General features: G+C 57.0%; 20 protein-coding genes. 6 read left to right on the plus strand and 14 right to left on the minus strand.

Annotated elements, in window-relative coordinates; all coding sequences use genetic code 11:
* Nucleotides 1-306 precede the first annotated feature (306 nt).
* Nucleotides 307-744, minus strand: coding sequence for a gamma-glutamylcyclotransferase family protein (locus tag O3S85_RS21080; protein WP_269543216.1), 438 nt, complete (start codon nucleotides 742-744; stop codon nucleotides 307-309).
* 119 nt (nucleotides 745-863) lie between these two features.
* Nucleotides 864-1,655, minus strand: a complete 792-nt coding sequence (locus tag O3S85_RS21085) for a secretin N-terminal domain-containing protein (protein ID WP_269543218.1) — start codon at nucleotides 1,653-1,655, stop codon at nucleotides 864-866.
* 381 nt (nucleotides 1,656-2,036) lie between these two features.
* Between O3S85_RS21085 and miaB the strand changes: the two genes are divergently transcribed.
* Complete coding sequence (gene miaB, locus O3S85_RS21090) at nucleotides 2,037-3,404, plus strand: tRNA (N6-isopentenyl adenosine(37)-C2)-methylthiotransferase MiaB (RefSeq protein WP_269543220.1); 1,368 nt, start codon at nucleotides 2,037-2,039, stop codon at nucleotides 3,402-3,404.
* A gap of 10 nt (nucleotides 3,405-3,414) precedes the next feature.
* Here the strand turns inward: miaB and O3S85_RS21095 are convergent, their stop codons facing one another.
* From O3S85_RS21095 to O3S85_RS21120, 6 genes are all read right to left on the minus strand, one after another.
* Nucleotides 3,415-3,669: a Txe/YoeB family addiction module toxin gene (locus O3S85_RS21095; protein ID WP_269543222.1), complete on the minus strand. Its 255-nt coding sequence runs from the start codon at nucleotides 3,667-3,669 to the stop codon at nucleotides 3,415-3,417.
* Nucleotides 3,666-3,917, minus strand: coding sequence for a type II toxin-antitoxin system Phd/YefM family antitoxin (locus O3S85_RS21100; protein WP_269543223.1), 252 nt, complete (start codon nucleotides 3,915-3,917; stop codon nucleotides 3,666-3,668). The genes O3S85_RS21095 and O3S85_RS21100 overlap by 4 nt, the downstream gene beginning before the upstream one ends.
* Before the next feature lie 107 nt (nucleotides 3,918-4,024).
* The gene (locus tag O3S85_RS21105) at nucleotides 4,025-4,651 is read right to left on the minus strand and encodes a hypothetical protein (RefSeq protein WP_269543225.1); all 627 of its coding nucleotides are present in this window, start codon (nucleotides 4,649-4,651) and stop codon (nucleotides 4,025-4,027) included.
* A gap of 61 nt (nucleotides 4,652-4,712) precedes the next feature.
* Nucleotides 4,713-5,477 carry a BRO-N domain-containing protein gene (locus O3S85_RS21110; RefSeq protein WP_269543227.1) on the minus strand — a complete coding sequence of 255 codons (765 nt, stop codon included), beginning with the start codon at nucleotides 5,475-5,477 and terminating at the stop codon, nucleotides 4,713-4,715.
* Nucleotides 5,478-5,996: 519 nt separating this feature from the next.
* Nucleotides 5,997-6,923, minus strand: a complete 927-nt coding sequence (locus O3S85_RS21115; RefSeq protein ID WP_269543228.1) for a hypothetical protein — start codon at nucleotides 6,921-6,923, stop codon at nucleotides 5,997-5,999.
* 168 nt (nucleotides 6,924-7,091) lie between these two features.
* Nucleotides 7,092-7,952, minus strand: a complete 861-nt coding sequence (locus O3S85_RS21120) for a glycoside hydrolase family 191 protein (protein ID WP_269543229.1) — start codon at nucleotides 7,950-7,952, stop codon at nucleotides 7,092-7,094.
* A 167-nt stretch (nucleotides 7,953-8,119) separates the two neighbouring features.
* Here O3S85_RS21120 and O3S85_RS21125 point away from each other — a divergent pair, with 167 nt between their 5' ends.
* Genes O3S85_RS21125 through O3S85_RS21135 form a run of 3 tightly spaced genes read left to right on the plus strand, consistent with a single transcriptional unit; the run spans nucleotide 8,120 to nucleotide 11,928 of the window.
* Complete coding sequence (locus O3S85_RS21125; RefSeq protein ID WP_269543231.1) at nucleotides 8,120-8,329, plus strand: YtcA family lipoprotein; 210 nt, start codon at nucleotides 8,120-8,122, stop codon at nucleotides 8,327-8,329.
* An 18-nt stretch (nucleotides 8,330-8,347) separates the two neighbouring features.
* Nucleotides 8,348-9,412: an efflux RND transporter periplasmic adaptor subunit gene (locus O3S85_RS21130; RefSeq protein WP_269543232.1), complete on the plus strand. Its 1,065-nt coding sequence runs from the start codon at nucleotides 8,348-8,350 to the stop codon at nucleotides 9,410-9,412.
* Nucleotides 9,409-11,928, plus strand: coding sequence for a TolC family protein (locus O3S85_RS21135; protein WP_269543234.1), 2,520 nt, complete (start codon nucleotides 9,409-9,411; stop codon nucleotides 11,926-11,928). The genes O3S85_RS21130 and O3S85_RS21135 overlap by 4 nt, the downstream gene beginning before the upstream one ends.
* Nucleotides 11,929-11,961: 33 nt before the next feature.
* Here the strand turns inward: O3S85_RS21135 and O3S85_RS21140 are convergent, their stop codons facing one another.
* The 6 genes from O3S85_RS21140 to O3S85_RS21165 all read right to left on the minus strand — a co-directional run bounded on the left by O3S85_RS21140 (nucleotide 11,962) and on the right by O3S85_RS21165 (nucleotide 17,290).
* On the minus strand, nucleotides 11,962-12,300 hold the full coding sequence (locus tag O3S85_RS21140) for a YciI family protein (protein ID WP_269543236.1): 339 nt from the start codon (nucleotides 12,298-12,300) through the stop codon (nucleotides 11,962-11,964).
* Nucleotides 12,301-12,910: 610 nt separating this feature from the next.
* Nucleotides 12,911-14,137: an aminotransferase class III-fold pyridoxal phosphate-dependent enzyme gene (locus O3S85_RS21145; protein ID WP_269543237.1), complete on the minus strand. Its 1,227-nt coding sequence runs from the start codon at nucleotides 14,135-14,137 to the stop codon at nucleotides 12,911-12,913.
* Complete coding sequence (locus O3S85_RS21150) at nucleotides 14,137-14,922, minus strand: hypothetical protein (protein WP_269543238.1); 786 nt, start codon at nucleotides 14,920-14,922, stop codon at nucleotides 14,137-14,139. Before O3S85_RS21150 ends, O3S85_RS21145 begins: the two co-directional genes overlap by 1 nt.
* Before the next feature lie 15 nt (nucleotides 14,923-14,937).
* Complete coding sequence (locus O3S85_RS21155) at nucleotides 14,938-16,101, minus strand: glycosyltransferase (RefSeq protein ID WP_269543240.1); 1,164 nt, start codon at nucleotides 16,099-16,101, stop codon at nucleotides 14,938-14,940.
* Nucleotides 16,098-16,742: an SET domain-containing protein gene (locus O3S85_RS21160; protein WP_269543242.1), complete on the minus strand. Its 645-nt coding sequence runs from the start codon at nucleotides 16,740-16,742 to the stop codon at nucleotides 16,098-16,100. Before O3S85_RS21160 ends, O3S85_RS21155 begins: the two co-directional genes overlap by 4 nt.
* A gap of 272 nt (nucleotides 16,743-17,014) precedes the next feature.
* The gene (locus O3S85_RS21165) at nucleotides 17,015-17,290 is read right to left on the minus strand and encodes a hypothetical protein (RefSeq protein WP_269543244.1); all 276 of its coding nucleotides are present in this window, start codon (nucleotides 17,288-17,290) and stop codon (nucleotides 17,015-17,017) included.
* A gap of 54 nt (nucleotides 17,291-17,344) precedes the next feature.
* On the opposite strand from O3S85_RS21165, the gene O3S85_RS21170 reads away from it, so the two are divergent.
* Together O3S85_RS21170 and O3S85_RS21175 are read left to right on the plus strand one after the other, a co-directional pair.
* Nucleotides 17,345-17,920: an acyl carrier protein phosphodiesterase gene (locus O3S85_RS21170; protein WP_269543246.1), complete on the plus strand. Its 576-nt coding sequence runs from the start codon at nucleotides 17,345-17,347 to the stop codon at nucleotides 17,918-17,920.
* 122 nt (nucleotides 17,921-18,042) lie between these two features.
* Complete coding sequence (locus O3S85_RS21175; protein ID WP_269543247.1) at nucleotides 18,043-18,717, plus strand: PEP-CTERM sorting domain-containing protein; 675 nt, start codon at nucleotides 18,043-18,045, stop codon at nucleotides 18,715-18,717.
* Nucleotides 18,718-18,876 lie beyond the last annotated feature (159 nt).

Below are 18,876 nucleotides of genomic sequence, written 5' to 3' on the forward strand. Positions count from 1 at the left end.
TCAGGATTCCGCTAAGCGCCTAGAGCACTTTCACTTTAAATAGTCCGCTCAGGTGGGAGCGAAAATGAATGCAGCGCAAGGCGGAGCCGATTGAGCGGGCTGGCCTGGCCTGAGCCTGTGGGAAGCCCGTGATTGAGGCTCCAACGCCGCGACCTTTCATTTGCGCCCGAAGCTTGTAACCGTGTGCTTTTGTGCGCCAGCAGCGTTACTCGTCGCTCACGGGCTTCCAGCCCGCTTTGCTCCTCGTGCCTTGCTGGACACGCAAAATCACAGCGGCCTGAACAGACTATTTAAAGTGAAAGTGCTCTAGCAGAGCGAGGGCAGCGTGTCGGGGTCGTCGACATCCCAGTCGCCATTGGCGATGATGACGCCCTGGTAGCCGTTGATGCGCTCCAATTCCATCATGTAGGTCCAGGCGGTGCCGGCGGAGGTGCCATCTTCCAAATACACGCTGACTTCGACGCGCTCGTATTCGTTTTCAGATGGGCAGCGGCCAGGCTCGTAGTCCTCCAAGGTGTCGAAGCCGCGCAAAACGGCCTCGTCATGCAGAGTCAACAAATAGCCGTGAGCCCAGCCGTCTCCCGCCGCCATGGCGGGATAGCCAACCGGCAGCGCATAGAGGTTTCCTTTCACTTTTGCTTTTACCGCATTGGAGACCCGGCCTTCGCAAAAGCGGTGCCAGTAGTATCCGCCCGGCTTGAGGGTGCCGTAAACAAAGACTCTTGGTTGTATTTTAGAACTCATCCCCTGCAAACGCATGTCTATATGAATAGGCTATATAGCCTAGTTAGTCAATTCATAGTTTCTTTATAAACAACACCTGAATTTCCCTACATGATACCTTGGATTTTTAATTTTCGCTATTACTTATTTTCGGCCTCTTTATAATCGGTAGTTTCAGCATGGAGCAGGACCAGGCGCTGCATGGATCGCTCTTTTGATTGGCCCAATCCGAGTGGCATGATCGGGATAAATGCTTGGCGTGGCTGGCTTTCCTCTTGGTTAAAGGTGAACATCAATGCGCCACCATCGGGGATCATGCTCGTCGCGAATACCCTTCCTTGCCCGGTTTCATTTTCTCCGGCCAACGAGGGCGATGTATGGGCTAATTTAAGCTCAATTTCGTTACCCATAAGGCGGGGGATAACACTCATTTGCGTGACCGCTGGCGGGCGTGGGCGGTTAGGGTCGAAATAGGCGGGCTGTGACTGCAATGCAATGCGGGCGGGGAGGTTATTTTTTGTGATCACGCTTTGCTGGCCGGTAAGTTCGGCCTGACTGCTGCCAACGAGCAGGGGCAGCAGGCGGTCGTAGTCGTTGGGGCTGAGGCCGTTACGCCCTGCAATGCCGAGCTTGACCAGGAATGCCGTCTCCACGTCGACCGTGGTCACTTCGACGGTGATGTTGGGCTCGGCGCGGTCGAGCTGGTTGATGATCGTGTGTAAATTCTCCTTCAGCTCGGCCGGGTAGGAGACGATGAGGCTGTTCGTGCGGGTGTCGGCGGTGACCCGGGCATCCGGTCCGAGCGCGCTGGCAATCACGGGTACCAAGGACTCGGCGTCGCGGTTTTGCAGCTCAAATACCTCCATTTTCTGGATGCCAAAAAGCTGACTGGTCAGGAAGAGGACCAGCAAAATGAGGGATATACGACGCACAGGCTTGGTTGTAGCAAGAAATGTGAGAATAGCGAGGTTCAGTTATTCACATTGGCTAGGCCGAATTGCCTGAAGCAATGTCTTCTACTATTTGTAGATTCGCAAACGGACTTCATCGTTCAGTCGCTTGGCCGGCCTGCTCTGAACTGTAGGGCTCGCGCTTGCGCGATGCCGCATCCTGCTGGCGTAGGGGCAGTGGCGGCGTCGCGCAAGCGCGAGCCCTACATTCCGAAGTGGTTCTCCATTCAGAAGCAATCGCGGCGTAAAGCCGCTTCTACTGGGCGAGCAAAAATGTGGGAGCGGCTTTATGCCGCGATGCCTACAGCCCAATCTTGACCCGACCACGATAAGCCTTCATCCTGCGCGGTTTTCTCGATTCTAATGAACCGCGTGCACATCAAAACCTACGGGTGCCAAATGAACGAGCGTGACTCCGATGCCGTCGCGGCAATGTTGCGTGGGCGCGGTTATAGCATCGTGGCGGACGAGGCCGACGCCGACATCGTCCTGCTCAACACCTGCTCTGTGCGCGAGCTCGCCGAGCAAAAGGCCCTCGGCAAGGCCGGCCACCTGCGCAAGCGCCGCAAGAAGAACCCGAATTTCATGATCGGCATCATGGGCTGCATGGCCCAAAACCGCGGCGAGAACGTCCTCGACCGCCTGCCGGATCTCGACCTGCTCGTGGGCACGCAAAAGTTCCACGCCGTCCCCGACCACCTCGATGCGCTCATTGCGACGCGCCAGGGGCAGGGGCCGCGCCCGAGCACCATTATCGACCTCGACGCCGAGGAGGGCAGTCAAAACACTATTCGCACCCACAGCAGCGAGCGCCAGGTCAGCGCCTTCGTGAGCATCATGCAGGGCTGCAACATGAAGTGTAGCTACTGCATCGTCCCGAAAACCCGCGGCGAAGAGCGCGCCCGCCCGATGGACCACATCGTCGCCGAGATCGAAGAGCTCGCCGCCAACGGCACGAAGGAGGTCACCTTGCTCGGCCAGATCGTCAACCAATACGGCGTGCGCGAGTTCCCCTTTGTCGACGGCAAGAGCCCGTTCGTCCAGCTGCTGGAGCGCGTCAACGCGATAGACGGCATTGAGCGCATTCGCTTCACCAGCCCGCACCCGGTCGGCTTCCGCGAAGACCTGATCAACTGCTACGGCCGCCTGGAAAAGCTCTGCGAATACATCCACTTCCCGCTGCAAAGCGGCAGCGACGGCATCCTCAAAGCGATGCGCCGCCCCTACACCGTGGAGCGCTTCAAGCGCATCATCACCGCACTGCGCGAACGCTGCCCGGACATGTGCATTTCCACAGACGTCATCGTCGGCTTCCCCGGCGAGACGGAGGAAGACTTCGCGCTCACACGCCAGGCCTTTGCGGACATCCGCTTCGACATGGCCTACATCTTCAAATACAGCGTCCGCCCCGGCACCACCGCCGAGCCGCTGGGCGACCCGATCAGCGAAGAGGTCAAGGCTGAGCGCAACCAGCTCCTGCTCGATCAACTCGGCGAATACTCCCTGGCGCGCAACGAATCGATGATCGGCACGGTGCAGGAAATCCTGATCGAAGGCCCGGCCAAGCGCGGCGAAAACATGTTCGTCGGCCGCAACCGCGGCTACCGCAAAATCATCGTCCCCGCGAGCGAGCGCCTCGTCGGCGAGCTGGTCAAAGTCAAGGTCACCGAAGCCAGCGCCACGACCGTCATCGGCGAGCTGTTGCTGGAAGGCGTGGAAGCGGGCGTGTAGTTTGGCGCGCCTAGTAGTGGTAGCGTAGCTGAGCGATTTCTATCTGGTCTTCGGTGATGCGGTAAACAATCCGGTGCTCCTCGTTTATCCGCCTCGACCACCAGCCGGAGAGCGAATGCCTTAAGGGCTCTGGTTTGCCGAGCCCCTCGTTGCCGTTGCGGTCAATGTCCCGGATTAGCTCATTAATCTTTTTGAGGATCCGCTTATCCGTTTTCTGCCAGTATAAATAATCCTCCCATGCCCGATCGGAGAAGACCTTCTTCACTCGGATAACTCTCTCTCTTGGCCTTGGCCGCTGTTTAATTGCTCAATCGAATCCAGCAGCCGCTTGGCATTCTTCGGGCTGCGGAGCAGGTAAGTGGTTTCCGCCATCGACTCGTAGTCTTCCAAAGACATCATGACGACAGCGTCGGTATTCTTTCGGGTAATAATGACCGGGTCGTGATCCGCGCACACACGCTTGATCGTCTCGGCAAGATTCTCTCGAGCGTGGGAATAGGTAATCGCGTTCATAGTTGTCCAATATGTTGGACGGGTTGCTATTGTCAAATTTTTCCTGTGGAGTAGGAGGGCATGTGAGGAGCGCTAACCGGAGTTGTATCGACAGCGTTGTTCGACCTCTATGTGTTATTTTCATAGAATCGTTTTTGAGAAGCGGATAAGCACTTCCAGATTGCCCTGACTTGAAAGTCCTTCAGAGTGAGCAGCTGATTTTTTTCTCTATTTCTTCGAATCGTAAGCTTAAAGTCTGTTGGTTTGTGCTCCACTCCAAACTTTTCGAGCCGCCAAAGAAGTACTGCCAACTGCTTAGGGGTGAAGGCTTTTCTTTCTCCATAGTAAGATATGAAAGAGTCGATTTCAAAATCCTGATCTAGTGATCCGAGTCTCACAAGTGACGTAAACATCCTTTTCTCTTTGGCGTTTGTGATTAGTTTCCGACGGTCTCGTTGGACAGTTTTTTTCGTGGTTTCCGAGTCTAGCTGGTGACCCTCTTCGTCAACTGCACGAATGTCGAATCGCGTAATGCATTCTGATCCGATTAACAAATCTTTTTGGGTGAAACTGTTTTCTATGGTGAATTGAAATCTAATGTCTTTATGTCCGCAAAGTTCGCAATCGGCTGATGGATACTCGAGGTCGTAGGTATCTCCTGTATAGAACCATTCGGAAAGTGCAGCTCTAATGTCGCTTTTTTCTCTGCTTCTCGGAAAAATCGATGCCTTTACTCGTTGTAGCCAGTTTTCCATTTTATTCCATCTAATGCAAAGGTTGGGGCGCGCCTTAGCTCGTTCCTTGGATCATAATATTCTACTTCTTAGGTGGAGGCAAAAGCTTAGGTAGATATTCCAATGCCTTGGAGTCTTTACCGCTAAAATAAACCTGGGCCTTCTCTCTTAACCAAACTTGGTCAACATACTCTATAAACAATGGAAGCATATCGTTTGGATACTGGTAAGCATCTATATCAAATCCTTCTGGTATCCTATGTTTATATTTTTTCCTGAGACCAACCAAGTCAGGATGATTTTCTTTTAGCCATTTAGAAAATAATTGACCAACACTATTATCAGGTCTCATCTCTTTTCCATGGGAACCCCTGTCTGGTAAAGTGTATCCAATTTGTTCAAAACGGCCATATAGTCTGACAAACAATTCACTGATGACAGAGAAATAGCCGCGATCAGTCCTATCCCAATTATCGTTAAATCTTCTAACGAAAGCTGGTAGTCCGACAGCTCCAGTAGAGTACGATCCAGTCTTTCGTATAGACGGGAGAACCTCTGCTGTGACCCATTTTCTAAAACGCTTAGCCTCCGGCTTGCGACTCTGGAATATCAGATTATACATTCCAGATTCCGAAACGATAGACTGCCTTTGCTCTCTGCCGATGGCGTCGGTAACACCGACGGCATCCTTTTCGTCATCGTCTAAACGCCCCAGTGCATCACGCGAGTTAGCAATGCCGATGGCGTCACACAGGTCTTTGGCCACGAACCATGCTTCACCGTCGATATTGATCGAGCGGACTCGATTGTGGTTTTCGTCTTCGAATATTTGGAGAACTTGTTGCATGGTATAATATTTGTAGAAAAGTGTTATTGATTACGCCTAAAAACATACGGACGGGCGACTAGGAGAGCATGGAGCATAGCTTAAAATGGGTGGATATCTCTTGTTCGTCAAGGATTGAAGATGTTTGAAGTTAATTACCAATATTTTTGAATGTGGGCCCAGATTGTATGTCTTCTGCTTCAAGTATGGGGCCATGAATTGCCGCTATGCGGCGTTTCATTTGTTGATTCGTCTCCCAACATTGCAACCAACACACGCCCATCTCTCACACCAACATAGGCACCTATGTCAGAGTAACCCCAGTGCTTGTACCTGCCGAAGCGTCGGCGACGCTCCGGGGAAGTGTCGGCGATACTTCGAGCTACCGTCGGCGACGCTGGGTCGCGCAGTCGGCGATACTTAATCGGCCCTGTGGGCTGCTGATCGCGCGACTTTTCATACTGAAATCATGCCCGAATGCCCGCGTGAAGGCAAGGCTAGAGCGTGTGTCCCGGAAAGGTTTTCGGGGCGATGGTGGTGTTAATTTTTCGCGTCGGCTTGTTTGGCGGCGTCGGGGTGGAGGGCGTGGACGCCGGTGCCGACGATGTAGCGCTTGCCGCGGTAGCTGGCGATTTGGGCGAACCACCACTTGGGGATGCGGTCGCTGGCCCTGTCCGAGGGCCAAACGGCGAAGGTCCAGAAGCCCTTGGGGTGATCCAAGGCGCCGGAGATCAGCCCATAGACAAAGGCTTCCTGATCCTGGGTGAATTTGCGGTTCACGGAGTCTTCGTAAATCGGGTCGAAGAGCAGTGTGCCGTCCTCGCCGATCACGAAGATGTGCGATTTCTGATAGTCAAACAACCACTCGCCCTTGTCGAGGGAGTCGAACGCTTTCTCGCCTTGGAGCTCAATCAGGGCGACGGCGTCTTTGACGATGTTGTGGACCATGAGGCGCTCCATCTGCCAGTTGTTCTGGGCGGCGCACAGGACGTAGTCCGGCTCGTTGTGCTCGGGCAGGGTGAGAATGTAAAAGTCGCCGTAGCCGAGGTCGTAGGGGTCGTGCTCGATGTGGATATTGCGCACGTAGGTCTTGGTGCTGGCATCGATGGTCTTAATGATCGACGAATGGGCAAAGGGCTTGGCGTTGATTTCTTCCGCCTTGAGCAGGAGGCCGTCGTCCTCGTCGGTGCTCGGGTAGGCGAGGAGTTCGCCGGTCTTCGCATCCAGCAAATACAGGCCAAAGCTGCGGCGATTCCATTTGCCGTTCTTGGTGTCCTGAAACTGCGCAATGGCGGCCTGCGGGTCTTTGCGAACCATCTCGGAGGCCTCCTTGAGGCTGTAAAGGATCTGCGCGGCCGTCATCCTGTTATCCGAATAGGCATCCGAATCCATGAAGATCTGGCTGATCTGGGCCTGAGCGGTCAGCGCAAGGAGCGTAAGCGTGGTGAGCAATAACTGGCGGTGCATGCCTCTATGGTTCAGAGAAAAATCCCCCAGAGACAACCAATCCTTTGTTACATTTCATTGACCGATAGCCCTGCCGGGAGCTCCGCACGGCTCGACTTATCATGTCGAAATGCCGTCGTTAAAAAAGCAGTGTAGGGCAAATCAAGGACGCCGACGCTATCACCCAGCCTAAGGAACCTTGATTGTGTCCAGGGCTTCCACGCTGGCGTAGGGAACGAAGCCGAGTGCGCGTTGCTTGGCGTAGCCGTCGGCGATGCAGGTGGGCTTCGTGGCGTAGTCCACTCCCAGCACGAGCTTACCGGCCTGGCGGATGGCAACGGCGTTGTCGCGATTCTCCTGGCACCAGTCTTCGTCCGCGGGTTGATTGTGCGCGATGTAGAAGACGGACTCCAAGCCCAGGCCATCAATGGCGTTGATGTATTGCTGGTTGGGTTGCGGCGTCCAGTAAGACCACGTGTAAAGCTCCGGGCAGTTCTGCGGGACGATCTTGAAATCGGGGTTCCGGCTCTTGGCGTACTCGGAGATGCGCGCGATCAGGGCCACCATGCGGCGGGCGCGTTCTTCGGAGCTGAGGCCGGTATTGGGGATCTCCGCGTAGGTGGTGACCATGTCCAGATACGCGCCGTCGAACCCCGCCTTGAGCGCCTGATCGATGCGCCCTTGGACGACGGGCCACCAGCGCTCATCCCAAAATTTCACATACTGCTCCTTGGGCCAACCGCCGACTTTGCCCGCCTTGAGCTCTTGGGGGACCGCGTCCCACTCCGGGCGATAGTCCTCGATGGCGCCGATCTCGAAGTAGGCGAGCACGATCTTGCCCGACGCCTTGAGGGCCTCGATCTCCTGGCGCTCAAAGTAGCCGCTTTCGCCATCGCGGGTGAGGTCGATCACGGCGAGGTCGAAGTCGGTCGCGGCAATGGCGTCGAGCCGGTCATCCTGGTAGTTGCACAGCTGATAAACCCAGCTCTTAACCGACGCCCAATCTCGCTCGCCCGCAAATGCGTTGGAAGCAATTGCGACGAACGCCATTACCATGATCATTACCAGCTTCATATTGGCAACAGGGTATGCGCGAAAGCTCGGCCTATAGCAAGGCTGCTTGCTGTTTATGCAGTTAACTGGTGCCGCGTGCTTGCTGGCTTCCAGGCGGTGGGCCAGCTTTGTTGTTGCTTGGGCACTAGGGCCCTACTAGCTGTATGGCAATGTATCAGGAAGTGGAGATCATGGGCGCGTATTTTCCGGGGTGGTTGCTGGCGGCGATTGCGGGCATCGTCCTGAGCGCCGTGAGCAAAGTGGTCCTGGCGAAGCTTGGGCTGCATCGGGTGCTTGTTGCGCCGCTCCTGGTGTATTGCTGTCTGGCGTTTTTGTGGTCCAGCGTGTTCTGGCTGTGGATCATCCGCTCTTAACTGCGTGCTTGAATTGGTATGACTGAAGAAACTTCCTCCAACGCGCCGAGTGCCCCAGAGTCCAAGAGCAACAAGCTGGCCGGTCGGCTGATCAGCGCGCTCGTGTTTGTGGGCGCGGTGCTGATGGCCTTGTATTTGTTGCAACAGCGGGAGCGCTATCCGCAAACCAGCGACGCCTACGTGATGGCGCGCTACATCACAGTGTCGTCCGAAGTGCCGGGGCGCATCAGCGCGCTGCCGGCAAGCGATGGGCTGTCCGTCGAGCCGGGCGATCTGCTGGTGCAAGTCGACCCCGAAAGCTACGCCCTCGGGGTGGCCGAAACGAAGGCGCAGATTGGCGTGCTCGAAGCGCAGATCAACGAAGCCGAGCGCCAGCGCGCGGCCTCGGAAGCGATGGTCCAGATGTCCCGCGAAAACACCGAGCGCACGCTCGCGCAAGAGGCGCTGGCCAAGTCCACCTACGAGCGGATGACGCCGCTGGCCGAACAAGGCTTTGTCACGCAGGAGAAATACGATGCGGCCACCTCGGCCTACGAACAGGCGCGCGCCAGCGTGCTCATGGCCCAGAGTAATGAACTCGCGGCTGAGCTTTCCGTGGCCTCGCTGGAGACGCTCCGTGCCGAGCTGCAAGCCGCGCGCATTGGCCTGCAACAGGCAGAGGTCGAGCTGCAGCGCACGGCGATCCGCGCGCCGTTTGACGGACGCGTGGTCAACTGCGATCTGGCGCCCGGCATGATGGTGATGCCCGGCGAATCGCTCTTTACGCTCGTCGACACGAGTGAGTGGTTTGTCGTGGCGAATTACCGTGAGGGCGATTTGGAAAACATTGCCGTGGGCGATGTGGCTAAGGTGCGCGTGCTTACTTTGCCGGGCAAAGTATTCACGGGTAAAGTGGCCAGTATTGGTCTGGGCGTGCAAACGCAGGACGGCTACAACTTTGGCCCGCTGCCTTCGGTGAAAAATAACCTCAACTGGATTCGCGTGGCGCAGCGATTCCCGGTGCGCATCCGGATCGACAGCCCCGAGCCCGCCGACGCGTTTCGCATCGGCGCCTCGTCCATGGTGACGATTGAAAAACCATGACGGGCCGGCTCACATGGGCCGAGCTGCGGCGCGAGTTGACGCCCTATACCGGTCGCGATTGGCTGGTGCTGCGCATGGTGCTGGCGGTGCTCTTGTCCACCGTGCTGGTGATGGCGTTTCAGATCGAAAACGGCTGGCTGAGCCTTTACCTGTGCTTCGTTTTTGCGAAGCCAACCACGAAGCAAACGCTCGTCCTCGGCACGGCGCTGATCGTGATGGTGCTGCCGATTGTGATCCTCGCGCTGTGCCTGCTCAACTACGTGGCCGATCCGCCGGGGCTGCGCTTGCTGGCGATGACGCTCGTGATCTACGGCACGTTTTACGGCTCCAACATCATGACCGAGGGCGACATTATCCGAAACCTCTCGCTGGTGTTTTTAACGGTGCTCATCCTGCCCGACAGTTATGCGGATCCCGGCATCTGGATCGAGGGCGCGATGTGGCTTGTGCCGATGGTGCTCGCTGGCTTGCTGCCGCTGATGTTTATCACGGTGCTTGTGCCGCCGGAAAAAGCGCTGCCCGCGGAGTTGCGCCCGCCGTCGGCGAAGTATGGCTTCCGCCCGAATTGGAAGACGAATCCCGAGCACCACATCTACGCGCTCAAGGGCACGTTTGCCGCGATGGGGACGTATATCATTTACACCACGCTGAACTTTCAGGCGATCCAGACCGCGCTCATGACGTGCATCGTGTTAGGCCTGCCGACGACCGAGCAAATCATCCACAAGACGTGGCTGCGCATCACCGGCGCCGTGATCGGCGCGAGCCTGGCGCTGGTTGGTGCGATCTGGGCGATCCCGCAGTCCAATGAACTCTGGATGCTGCTACTGGTCGTGGGCGCGGGCAGCGCGCTTGCCGCGTGGGTCACGCTCAGCTCGCCGCGGATTTCTTATGCCGGCCGGCAGATCGCGCTGGCGCAGTTTATGTTGATCACGCATTCGTTTGGGCCGGCGACCGACTTGTCGGTGCTGGTGGATCGCTTGTTGGGAATTTTGCTGGGCAATGTCATGATGGGCCTCACTTACAAATATCTTTGGACTGGAAAAACGCGCAGCGGGGCGGCGCTGCAAAGCGCCTTGCCCGTGCTGGCGGTGGCGGCCATTGCGCTGATGATGACCGGCTGCGAAGGCTCGGCTTCGCTGGCACCCACGACTCCAAGTCGCCCGTGGAAAAACACCACTGCCGAGAGCTACCCGCTGCCGACCAACTACGGCATGGGCGCGCAGATGGTGGAGTTCGATCCCGGGCATGAATACACGCTGAGCGAGCTGGCCGACCTCGCCCAGCGCAACAACCCGAAGACCCGCGTGGCTTGGGAGCGCGCGCGGGCGATGGCGGGCGGCGTAGGCGTGGCCGAGAGCGCTTACTACCCGCAGATTAATTTAATGGTGGCCGCCGGTTATGAGCAGGTCGCCTTTCCGCTGCCGCCGAACATTTTCCAGCAGGGGTATTTTTATTCGGAGATCGCGATCCTGCGGCCGGAGCTGCAGCTCGATTGGCTGCTCTACGATTTTGGGCGTCAGGACGCCATCGTCCAAGGCGCGCGTGAGTCGGCCATCGCGCAAAACTTCGCCTTCAACGAGACACATCAGCAGGTGCTGTTCAACGTCTGCTCGGCCTACTACAAGCTGATCAGCGTGCGCTCGCAGCAGAAGGTGTTGCAGGCCACCTTGGACGAATCCGAGCTCGTGCAACGCTCGACCAAGGCCGGGCTCGAGCAGGGCTTTGCCACCAAGGCGCAGCTGCTGCAGGCGGAGATGTTTGTCGCGCAGTGCGTTTACGACGTGACCGTGCTCAAGGGCGAGCTGCGCAAGGCGCAAATCGCGCTGGCTGAGAGCATCGGCGCCGACCCGGGCGAGATCATTCAAGTCAAGGATTTGGCCGACTCGCCCTTGCCGGAAAACTTCGACCGCTCCGTCGATTCGTTGGTGGACTTCGCCTTGGCCCACCGCCCGGACCTCCGCGCCAAGGTGGCCGAGCTACGCGCCGCCGAGGCCTCGGTGGATCAAGTTGACGCGCAGAATTATCCGGTCATCATCGCCTCCGGTAACGCGGGTCCCGTTTACAGCGCTTTCAGTGCGGACGACACGCCGTGGGTGGACAGCTTTCAGGCGCAATACGGCGTGGGCGTGGCGCTGCAAATGCCGGTCTTCGACGGCTTTCGCCAACAGAATTTAAAGATCTCGGCGCAGGCCGATCAACGCGCGGTCGAGGCGTCGCTGCTGGAGTCGCGCAACGCCGCGGTTAGCCAAGTCTGGTCGGCCTACACCGACTACGAAAATGCGCGCAGTCGCCTGCTCGCCGCCGAAGCGGTGATCAAGGCCAGCGAGGCGTCGCAGGAGGCGGCGTTGGCGTCCTTCAAGCAAGGCTTCGCCGACGTGACCGACGTCCAGGCGCAACAGCTGAGCCTCCTCGAAGCCCGCGAAAATTACAACACCGCGCGCACGGATGTCTTCCTCAGCGCCAGCCTGCTCCAGCTCGCGACCGGCCAGTTGGCGGTAGATCGATTGCAGTAGTGGAGCGAGTAGTCGCTTTATCGCAAAGCCAACTTAATAAAACGGCCGCACCTCGACATCGCCCCGGCAGGCGACCGCCGCCTTGCGTCCCCATGTCAGCGCGGCGTCCATATCGCTTACGTCGAGTACCCAGAAGCCGTCCACGAATTCATCGGTGCTGAGATAGCCACCATCGCTTTCCAGGATTTCGCCATCGGGCTGTAAGCGCAGGGCTTTGGCTTGGTCCAACGGCCGTAATCCGCCCACGAAAACCCGCACCCCAGCCGCGACCATTTCGTCATTAACAGCGTCAATGGTGCGTCGCATTTCAGCGCTTACCTCGGACGCGACGAAGCCTTTGGGCCGGTGAATGGAGACTTGGAATTGCGGCATTGGTGTAGTGTGGTGATGCTCAACCTTCGTTGGCAATAACCTTCATTGTGTTTTCTCGTTTGCTCAAGCAATCTGTGATCTCAATTAATAATGCCCCAACGGGGCATGGGTGCTAGACACTGCGGTAATCGCCGATAAGCCTATCGCCAGCAATCATACCTTCTCCAATGAAAGTCTCTCTATCACCCTCGCTCCAGGTGACACTAAATATCCCTCTTCGGCCTGGTATTCGCTGAATCGATAATCGCGCTGTTCGGCTTTCTACATTCTCTGTCCAAGCTGAATTAAACTCACCAATAAATCCGTTGTCAGCATCTGCGATTGATTCAGGTAGCCTCTTTGCGGCTTCGACATCAATGTCAGTTGATATGTTATTTGAATATTCACCAAGTAAATTACCATTACTCGTGAGTTGAAGGTAAAACCGCCCGTTAACTGCGCACACGATGTTTAATATTTAGAGTTCTTTGTATTCACAAAGAGTGTTTTTCAAATCTGTAAAAAAATGATTTCGATACGTAGATTATCATTAATCTGGTTGGATATGCCATTTCATTGACGTTCGAAATTGCGCCACAGGCCCAAACTCTCCGGTGCAGCGGGACGCTGCCTACCAAGTCTCCACGCACGCCGCGAGCGCGTCGTCGGCGATTTGCAAGGCGGCGTCGATGTCGGCATCGGTGTGGGCGGCGCAGAGGAACCAATTGTGGTGCGGGTGCAGGAAGGCGCCGCGCTTCATGGCCTCGGCGCACCACTGCTGCTGGCGCACGAAGTTGGTTTCTTCGGTGAGGCGGTAGAAGGGGACCGCAGGCGGGCCGGAAAAACGGATTCTGTGCCCGTGCTTTTCACCGATTTTGACGAGGCCGTCGGCGAGGCGTTGGCCGGTTTGCTTGAGGTGGGCGATCACGCCGTCGCGCTCGATGATTTCCAGCGTTTTAAGGGCGGCAGCCATCGGGACGGCGCTGTTCCAATAGCTGCCGGTCAGGAAGACTTTACTCGCCGCGACGCGCAGGTGCTCGGCCCCGAGTGCGGCGGAAATCGGGTAGCCGTTGCCCAAGGCTTTGCAGAAGCAAACGATGTCCGGTGTGTAGCCGTACTCGGCGTGGCTGCCGCCGATATTTAAACGGAAGCCGCCACGGATGTCGTCACTGATTAAGACGATGCCGTTTTCGCGGCAAATCTTCTCGAGGCCTGATAGAAAGCCGTCGGCACCGAATTCACTGTCGGCGAAAACCGGGTGGTGCCACGGGCTGACGATCAGGCCGGCGATCTGGCCTTTGTATCGCTCCACGAGCCCCTGGAAAGCCTTCAGGTCGTTCCACGCAAAGCTGTGGATGTGCTCGCGGTCTTCGTCGATCAGGCCGCCATGGCCCGGCGTGCACCAGGGATCGACTCCGTGGTAGGAGCCTTTGAGGCGGATGATTTTCTTGCGCTTGGTGTGCTCGCGCGCGACTTGGATGGCCCACGTGGTGACGTCGCCGCCGTTCTTGGCCAAGACGCCCCAGTCGGCAAAATCCACCAGCGACACGAGTTTCTCGACGAGCTCCACGAAGCGCTCGGTGGGGTGGTTAAAACAGTTGCCGAGCTCGCGTTGTTTGGCGGCGGCTTCGTCGACCTCCGGGTGATTGTAGCCGAGGATGATCGGCCCGTAGCCGCACATGAAGTCGATGTATTTGTGGCCGTCGACATCCCAGTAGCGGCAGCCGTCGGCTTTGGCCGCGTAGTAGGGGCTGGCGCCGGGCAGACACGCCGCCGGGCTCATGTGGCCGTAGATGCCGCCGGGCGCGACCTTGGATGCGCGCTCAAACAGAGAAAGTGATTTTTCGTAGTGCGACATTATTTCGGCGGATCGATGAAGCCCTGCAAGCGCTCCATCAGGGCGTTGAGGTGGTCGGCCAGTGGGGCCATGCCAACGATTTTTATATCGCCGCGGCCGACAGCGGCCATCGAATCGAGGCGTTCCAGGACGGCCTCGGCAGCGACTTGGGAGTTCTTAAAAATGATGCGCACATCGGCCGGTTTCGGAGGTTGGCCACTGCCGGATTCCAGCTGGTTCGACACGAGCTGAATCCAGAGCTGCTTGCCGTTTTCGCCAATCTGAAACACGGCGACGCCTTGCGGACCGCTGGCCAGCCACTCGCGGCTCTTGCGCTCGGAAACGCAGAGCTGGCACACGCCGCGCATCGCGAGCGCGAGGGACATCGGCGCGAACACGGCGCGGAAATCCTCGTCGGCAAGTTTGGCTTCCTCGGGCTTGAGCCAGGACTCCAGCTCCTTGGTTAGCGCGATGAACGTTTTCATCTTGCCCAATGTGCCGAAGCCGCGCGTCGGTATGGGCGGCGGGCCGCCTTCTTCGAGAAATGTCTTGGCCGCATGGGCGTCACTCAGGAAGAACAGCTCGATCATTGTGCGGCTGTCCCCCGAGGTGTATTCGCAGCCTTTATCGCTGAAAAAGTACCGCGCATGGAGGCCTGAGCGCGTGCGAAAGCAGAGCGAAAATTTATTGTCCTTGAGCAGCGCCTGCGCCTTAGGCGATGCCTTGATCATGCAGTCCAACGTGGGAAACACCGCGTGCAGGAACAGGCGGGTCTGGATGTGCTGGAGGGCAACGACGGACTTCATTACGGGCAGATTGTTTTAAACCGAGCTTGATGGGGCAAGAGAAACCAGCAGACGCAAAATATCCAGCGGGTGCTGCTTGGGGCGGACGAGGACCATCTTGGCCTTGGTTTCGGCGAGCAGGCGGGCGTCGCTCATCAGCGGCTGGACGAGCTTGGGCAACTGCGCGGGCTGGCCCATGACGAGGTCGATGCCGTGCGCGCGCATGAACTTCACCGTGATCCACTCCTGCGGCATGATGCCGCCAAGGCCGTTGAAAATAATCGGGCAGCCCGCCAGAATGCTCTCGCTGGTAGTGCCGGTGCCGGGGCGGGCGACGACGGCGTCCGCGCATTGCAGCAGCGTAAACATCTCGGTGAAGTAGGGGAGTGGCTTGACCTTGATCGTCGGGTGGGCAACGCCCCACACGCGGACTGCCTCCAGCGCCATTTCGTTGCGACCGCAGAGGGCAACGACTTGGGGGCAGACGTTTTTGCGCTCCAGCGCGTCGAGCAGGTCCAAGTGGTTGTTGGCGCTGTTGGCCCCCGTGGCGAGCACGAGGATAAACTGGTCGGGGTCGAGCCCGAGCGTATCGATGATCCACTGCCGCCGCGCCTCGGGGCTGATGGGGTCCGCCCAAAAACCGGGGTTGAGCATGAAGCCGCCCACGTGGTTTTTCGCGTCCGCCATGCCGAGCTCGGTTGCCCATTCGCAGGTCTCCTCGACGGCGCCGATGAAGCCATCGCTCTCGGGGTTGACCCAGTGCTTGCTGAAACCGTAGCCGCCGTACAGCTCGCCGCAGTAGGTGACGCATTTCACCTTGTCCGCGCCAAGGATTTCCTTGGCCAGCGCGAAGAAGCCGTGGTTCAAGTGAGCGTGCGTGCTGACGATGACGTCCGGCTTGACGCGCTCCAGCTCGGCGGCAAAGCGTTCGCGACCCTTGATCGCCGAGGCCTTGCGGTGCATCGCGGCGACCTCCAGAAAATTGAAATACACGTGGTGCAGCCAGGGCGCGTTGAGCTGAATCCAGTTATACGTTTCGACGCCAAATTTATACAGCCCGTCGAGGCTCTCCAGCGTCTGAAAAATTTCCACATCGATGCCGAGGCTAGCAGCGGACTCGTGCTCGGCCCATGCCTTGAGCGACCGGGCGCGCATATCGTGGCCGCCGCCGGTGCTCGATGTCAGGACGAGGAGCTTCACGATTTCTTCTTTTTCTTTTTGGCGGATTTCGCCGCCTTGTCGGCCTTGGGCTTTTTCGCGGCCGCCTTCTTGGATTTCTTCTCAGCGGTCTTTTTCGTTTTCTTGGCGGCCTTCTTTTTCTTCTTCGCCGAGGCCTTCTCGTCCTCCTTTTTCTTCTTTTTGCGGAGGAGCTTTTTCAGCTTCGGGCGGCTGTCTTTGGCGACGATGTAGCCGACGCAATTATCACTGCCGCAGCGGCACGGGTGGTCGAGAAAGCACTCGATGTCGTAGCCGTAATCGAAGGACAGTTCCTCGTCTTTTTTGATGTCCTTCTTGGCGTAGATGAAGATGCGGTCGTCCTCGTTGATGGCCTCACAATTTTCATCACAGCTGTGGTTGATGAACTTGGCGGGGTTGTCGTCGGTGTTGCCGTCGAGGTCGTATTTTTCGTTGAGGTCGAAAATGTAAACCAGGCCTTCGCCGGACTTGCGGGCCTTGGCGTCCCACTCCAGACAGCGCTTTTCGGACTCCGCCTTGGGGACGAGCTCACCGACGTATTCGATGACTTTCTCACCCGCCTTGATGTTCACCCGGGCAAACATACCCTGGTTATGGATGGAGGAGCCGCGCAGTTCCCAGACCGGTTTCTTTTTCTTTGCCATAGTTGCCAGTATCGCGCGCATTGAAGCCGCTGCGGCCCCATTTAACAAGCGCAAATCCCAGCATCCTGCGCTCGACTGAGCTGGCCGAAGTCTGGACCGGAGGATTTGCCCACTGGGCAAATGGGAGGCGGTTTTTTTGAACAGAAGGCAGCAAAGAGAGCTAAGCCAGCATGGCGTGTGAGGATGGGGATTCGTTAAATGAAGATTCCTGTAAATAATTTAGTTCAATCGTCTTGCTGGCTTAGCTCTCTTTGCTGCCTTCTGTTCATTAATTATTTTCGCTGTTTTTCCTGTTTTCGGTGCCAGAGGTATTTCAGGCAATCGTAGATGCCCGCGAAGCGGTAGCCGGAGTCGACGTAGCGCTCGATCACATAAAACATGAAATAATAAAGCCGTGCGGCGCTCCAAATAACTAAGAATATGACCAAGGCCCGCACCCAGATCCGCGCATCCAGCACCACGATCAGCGATGACATCAGCAGGATGACCGCGAACAGCGCGGCCTTGACGAATATCCACCGAGGGCTCAAATCTTGAGAAAGGAGCATGTATTTAAATATCACCACAAAACGGCCGATAACTTGCTTAGATAGAATTGTTCGATGAACTGGCTCGCGCACGTAACCCTCTCGCCGCCGAATTGCGAAATGCAGCTCGGTAACTTGCTGGCCGATCTGCTCAAGGGGCGCAAGTGGCCGGAGATGAGCAGCGATTTCGGTGCGGGGATCAAGCTCCACTACCGCATCGACCACTACACGGATTCCCATGAGTTGTGGAAGCGCAGTTGTCGCCGCTTGTCCGAGCGCGGTTATTTGCGCGGGGTGGTGATCGACGTGGTGTATGATCACTTCCTCACGAAGCACTGGCGAAACTTTGCAACGCAAAGTATGCGTGACTTTCTCGACAACTTTTACCTGGAAACCGAGCAATACACCGAGGGCTTGCCGGACGATGCGCGCTCGTTTGTGAAGTCGGTGGTGGAGAGTGATCGGCTCGGACGCTATGGCGATCCGCTGTCCGTGCATCGCGCGATGGAGCGCATTGACGAACGGCTCTCCGACCGCATTCGCCGCCGCGAAACCACGAGCCAATACATCCCGCTCCTGGCGGATGCCTACGATGGCATTGAAGAAGATTTTCTGGAGTTCTTCCCGCTGTTGATGGAGCACGTCAGTTGAATCCTTTTGGTTTGCGCATCCAGTTGATGCCCTACTGCTTCGTAGCTTATCCGGTATTCCTTTTGAAGGTATTTGGCTTATGACTTGCCAAAAATACTCTACTTGTATAAGGGGAATGTATAATGAAAATTATACCTACTGCTATTGCTATATTCACTTTGGCCAGTGGTTTGAGGGCTGGTCTCGAAATTCGCGTTGATTACGGTTCAACGCTGTCCGGTGGTAACTGGAACAATGTTACCGCGAGTCTTACGGACTACAATTTGGTCGATTATAATACTGGGCTGGACACAGGAATTGTTGCTGGTAGCGGCGGCACGCCAGCCAGCGCTGGTGGATTTTTTTCCAAAGATTGGGTAACTGCCGATGCTAGCACAGACCTTTTCTTCACCACTCAGCATGTTGCCAATATTGCTTACTTTAAGGATGTGACGCCTGGAGTTTACACGTTGGAAGTGCTGCTCTCCGCGAATTTTGCGGATGACCAATACGGCGCCACTTTTACGATTAACGGCCAAGCTCCGAGTAGAACATTTGAAGGAACCGCCGTGCCTTCTGGCGATTGGAACTTCAAGACCGATGGCTTCATCCCGCAGAATTGGCTTATCTGGGATGATATTTCACCCGATTTAAACGACCAATTTATCATCCGAAGCACTAAAGAGCCACTGACCTTTAATTCCACTGGCATCAATGCCGTGGTGATGGCCGAGGTGATCCCCGAGCCGTCTACTTACGCATTACTGGTTGGCGCTTCCTCGCTCGCTCTGGTTGCCGTCCGTTGTCGGAAGCGCTAGGGCTAGCGGACATTCATATTGTATCTTGATTGCTGCAAATACTGCCCCAACGGGGCTACGCAACCATAGCCCAGGGTTAAATCGAACCGCTTGCGGGAAGCGCTACCCTGGGAAACTGGATGCTCGGTTATCTCCCAGCCCCAACGGGGCTGCGCAAGA

It is taken from the genome of Cerasicoccus sp. TK19100 (genome assembly GCF_027257155.1).
GTDB lineage: Bacteria > Verrucomicrobiota > Verrucomicrobiia > Opitutales > Cerasicoccaceae > Cerasicoccus > Cerasicoccus fimbriatus.

What these genes read in the sequence shown, in the direction of transcription:
- O3S85_RS21080 (WP_269543216.1), bottom strand. Translation starts at nt 744, where the DNA reads ATGAGTTCTAAAATACAACCAAGAGTCTTTGTTTACGGCACCCTCAAG.
- miaB (WP_269543220.1), top strand. Translation starts at nt 2,037, where the DNA reads ATGAACCGCGTGCACATCAAAACCTACGGGTGCCAAATGAACGAGCGT.
- O3S85_RS21100 (WP_269543223.1), bottom strand. Translation starts at nt 3,917, where the DNA reads ATGAACGCGATTACCTATTCCCACGCTCGAGAGAATCTTGCCGAGACG.
- O3S85_RS21105 (WP_269543225.1), bottom strand. Translation starts at nt 4,651, where the DNA reads ATGGAAAACTGGCTACAACGAGTAAAGGCATCGATTTTTCCGAGAAGC.
- O3S85_RS21110 (WP_269543227.1), bottom strand. Translation starts at nt 5,477, where the DNA reads ATGCAACAAGTTCTCCAAATATTCGAAGACGAAAACCACAATCGAGTC.
- O3S85_RS21115 (WP_269543228.1), bottom strand. Translation starts at nt 6,923, where the DNA reads ATGCACCGCCAGTTATTGCTCACCACGCTTACGCTCCTTGCGCTGACC.
- O3S85_RS21120 (WP_269543229.1), bottom strand. Translation starts at nt 7,952, where the DNA reads ATGGCGTTCGTCGCAATTGCTTCCAACGCATTTGCGGGCGAGCGAGAT.
- O3S85_RS21125 (WP_269543231.1), top strand. Translation starts at nt 8,120, where the DNA reads ATGGCAATGTATCAGGAAGTGGAGATCATGGGCGCGTATTTTCCGGGG.
- O3S85_RS21130 (WP_269543232.1), top strand. Translation starts at nt 8,348, where the DNA reads ATGACTGAAGAAACTTCCTCCAACGCGCCGAGTGCCCCAGAGTCCAAG.
- O3S85_RS21135 (WP_269543234.1), top strand. Translation starts at nt 9,409, where the DNA reads ATGACGGGCCGGCTCACATGGGCCGAGCTGCGGCGCGAGTTGACGCCC.
- O3S85_RS21140 (WP_269543236.1), bottom strand. Translation starts at nt 12,300, where the DNA reads ATGCCGCAATTCCAAGTCTCCATTCACCGGCCCAAAGGCTTCGTCGCG.
- O3S85_RS21145 (WP_269543237.1), bottom strand. Translation starts at nt 14,137, where the DNA reads ATGTCGCACTACGAAAAATCACTTTCTCTGTTTGAGCGCGCATCCAAG.
- O3S85_RS21150 (WP_269543238.1), bottom strand. Translation starts at nt 14,922, where the DNA reads ATGAAGTCCGTCGTTGCCCTCCAGCACATCCAGACCCGCCTGTTCCTG.
- O3S85_RS21160 (WP_269543242.1), bottom strand. Translation starts at nt 16,742, where the DNA reads ATGGCAAAGAAAAAGAAACCGGTCTGGGAACTGCGCGGCTCCTCCATC.
- O3S85_RS21165 (WP_269543244.1), bottom strand. Translation starts at nt 17,290, where the DNA reads ATGCTCCTTTCTCAAGATTTGAGCCCTCGGTGGATATTCGTCAAGGCC.
- O3S85_RS21170 (WP_269543246.1), top strand. Translation starts at nt 17,345, where the DNA reads ATGAACTGGCTCGCGCACGTAACCCTCTCGCCGCCGAATTGCGAAATG.
- O3S85_RS21175 (WP_269543247.1), top strand. Translation starts at nt 18,043, where the DNA reads ATGAAAATTATACCTACTGCTATTGCTATATTCACTTTGGCCAGTGGT.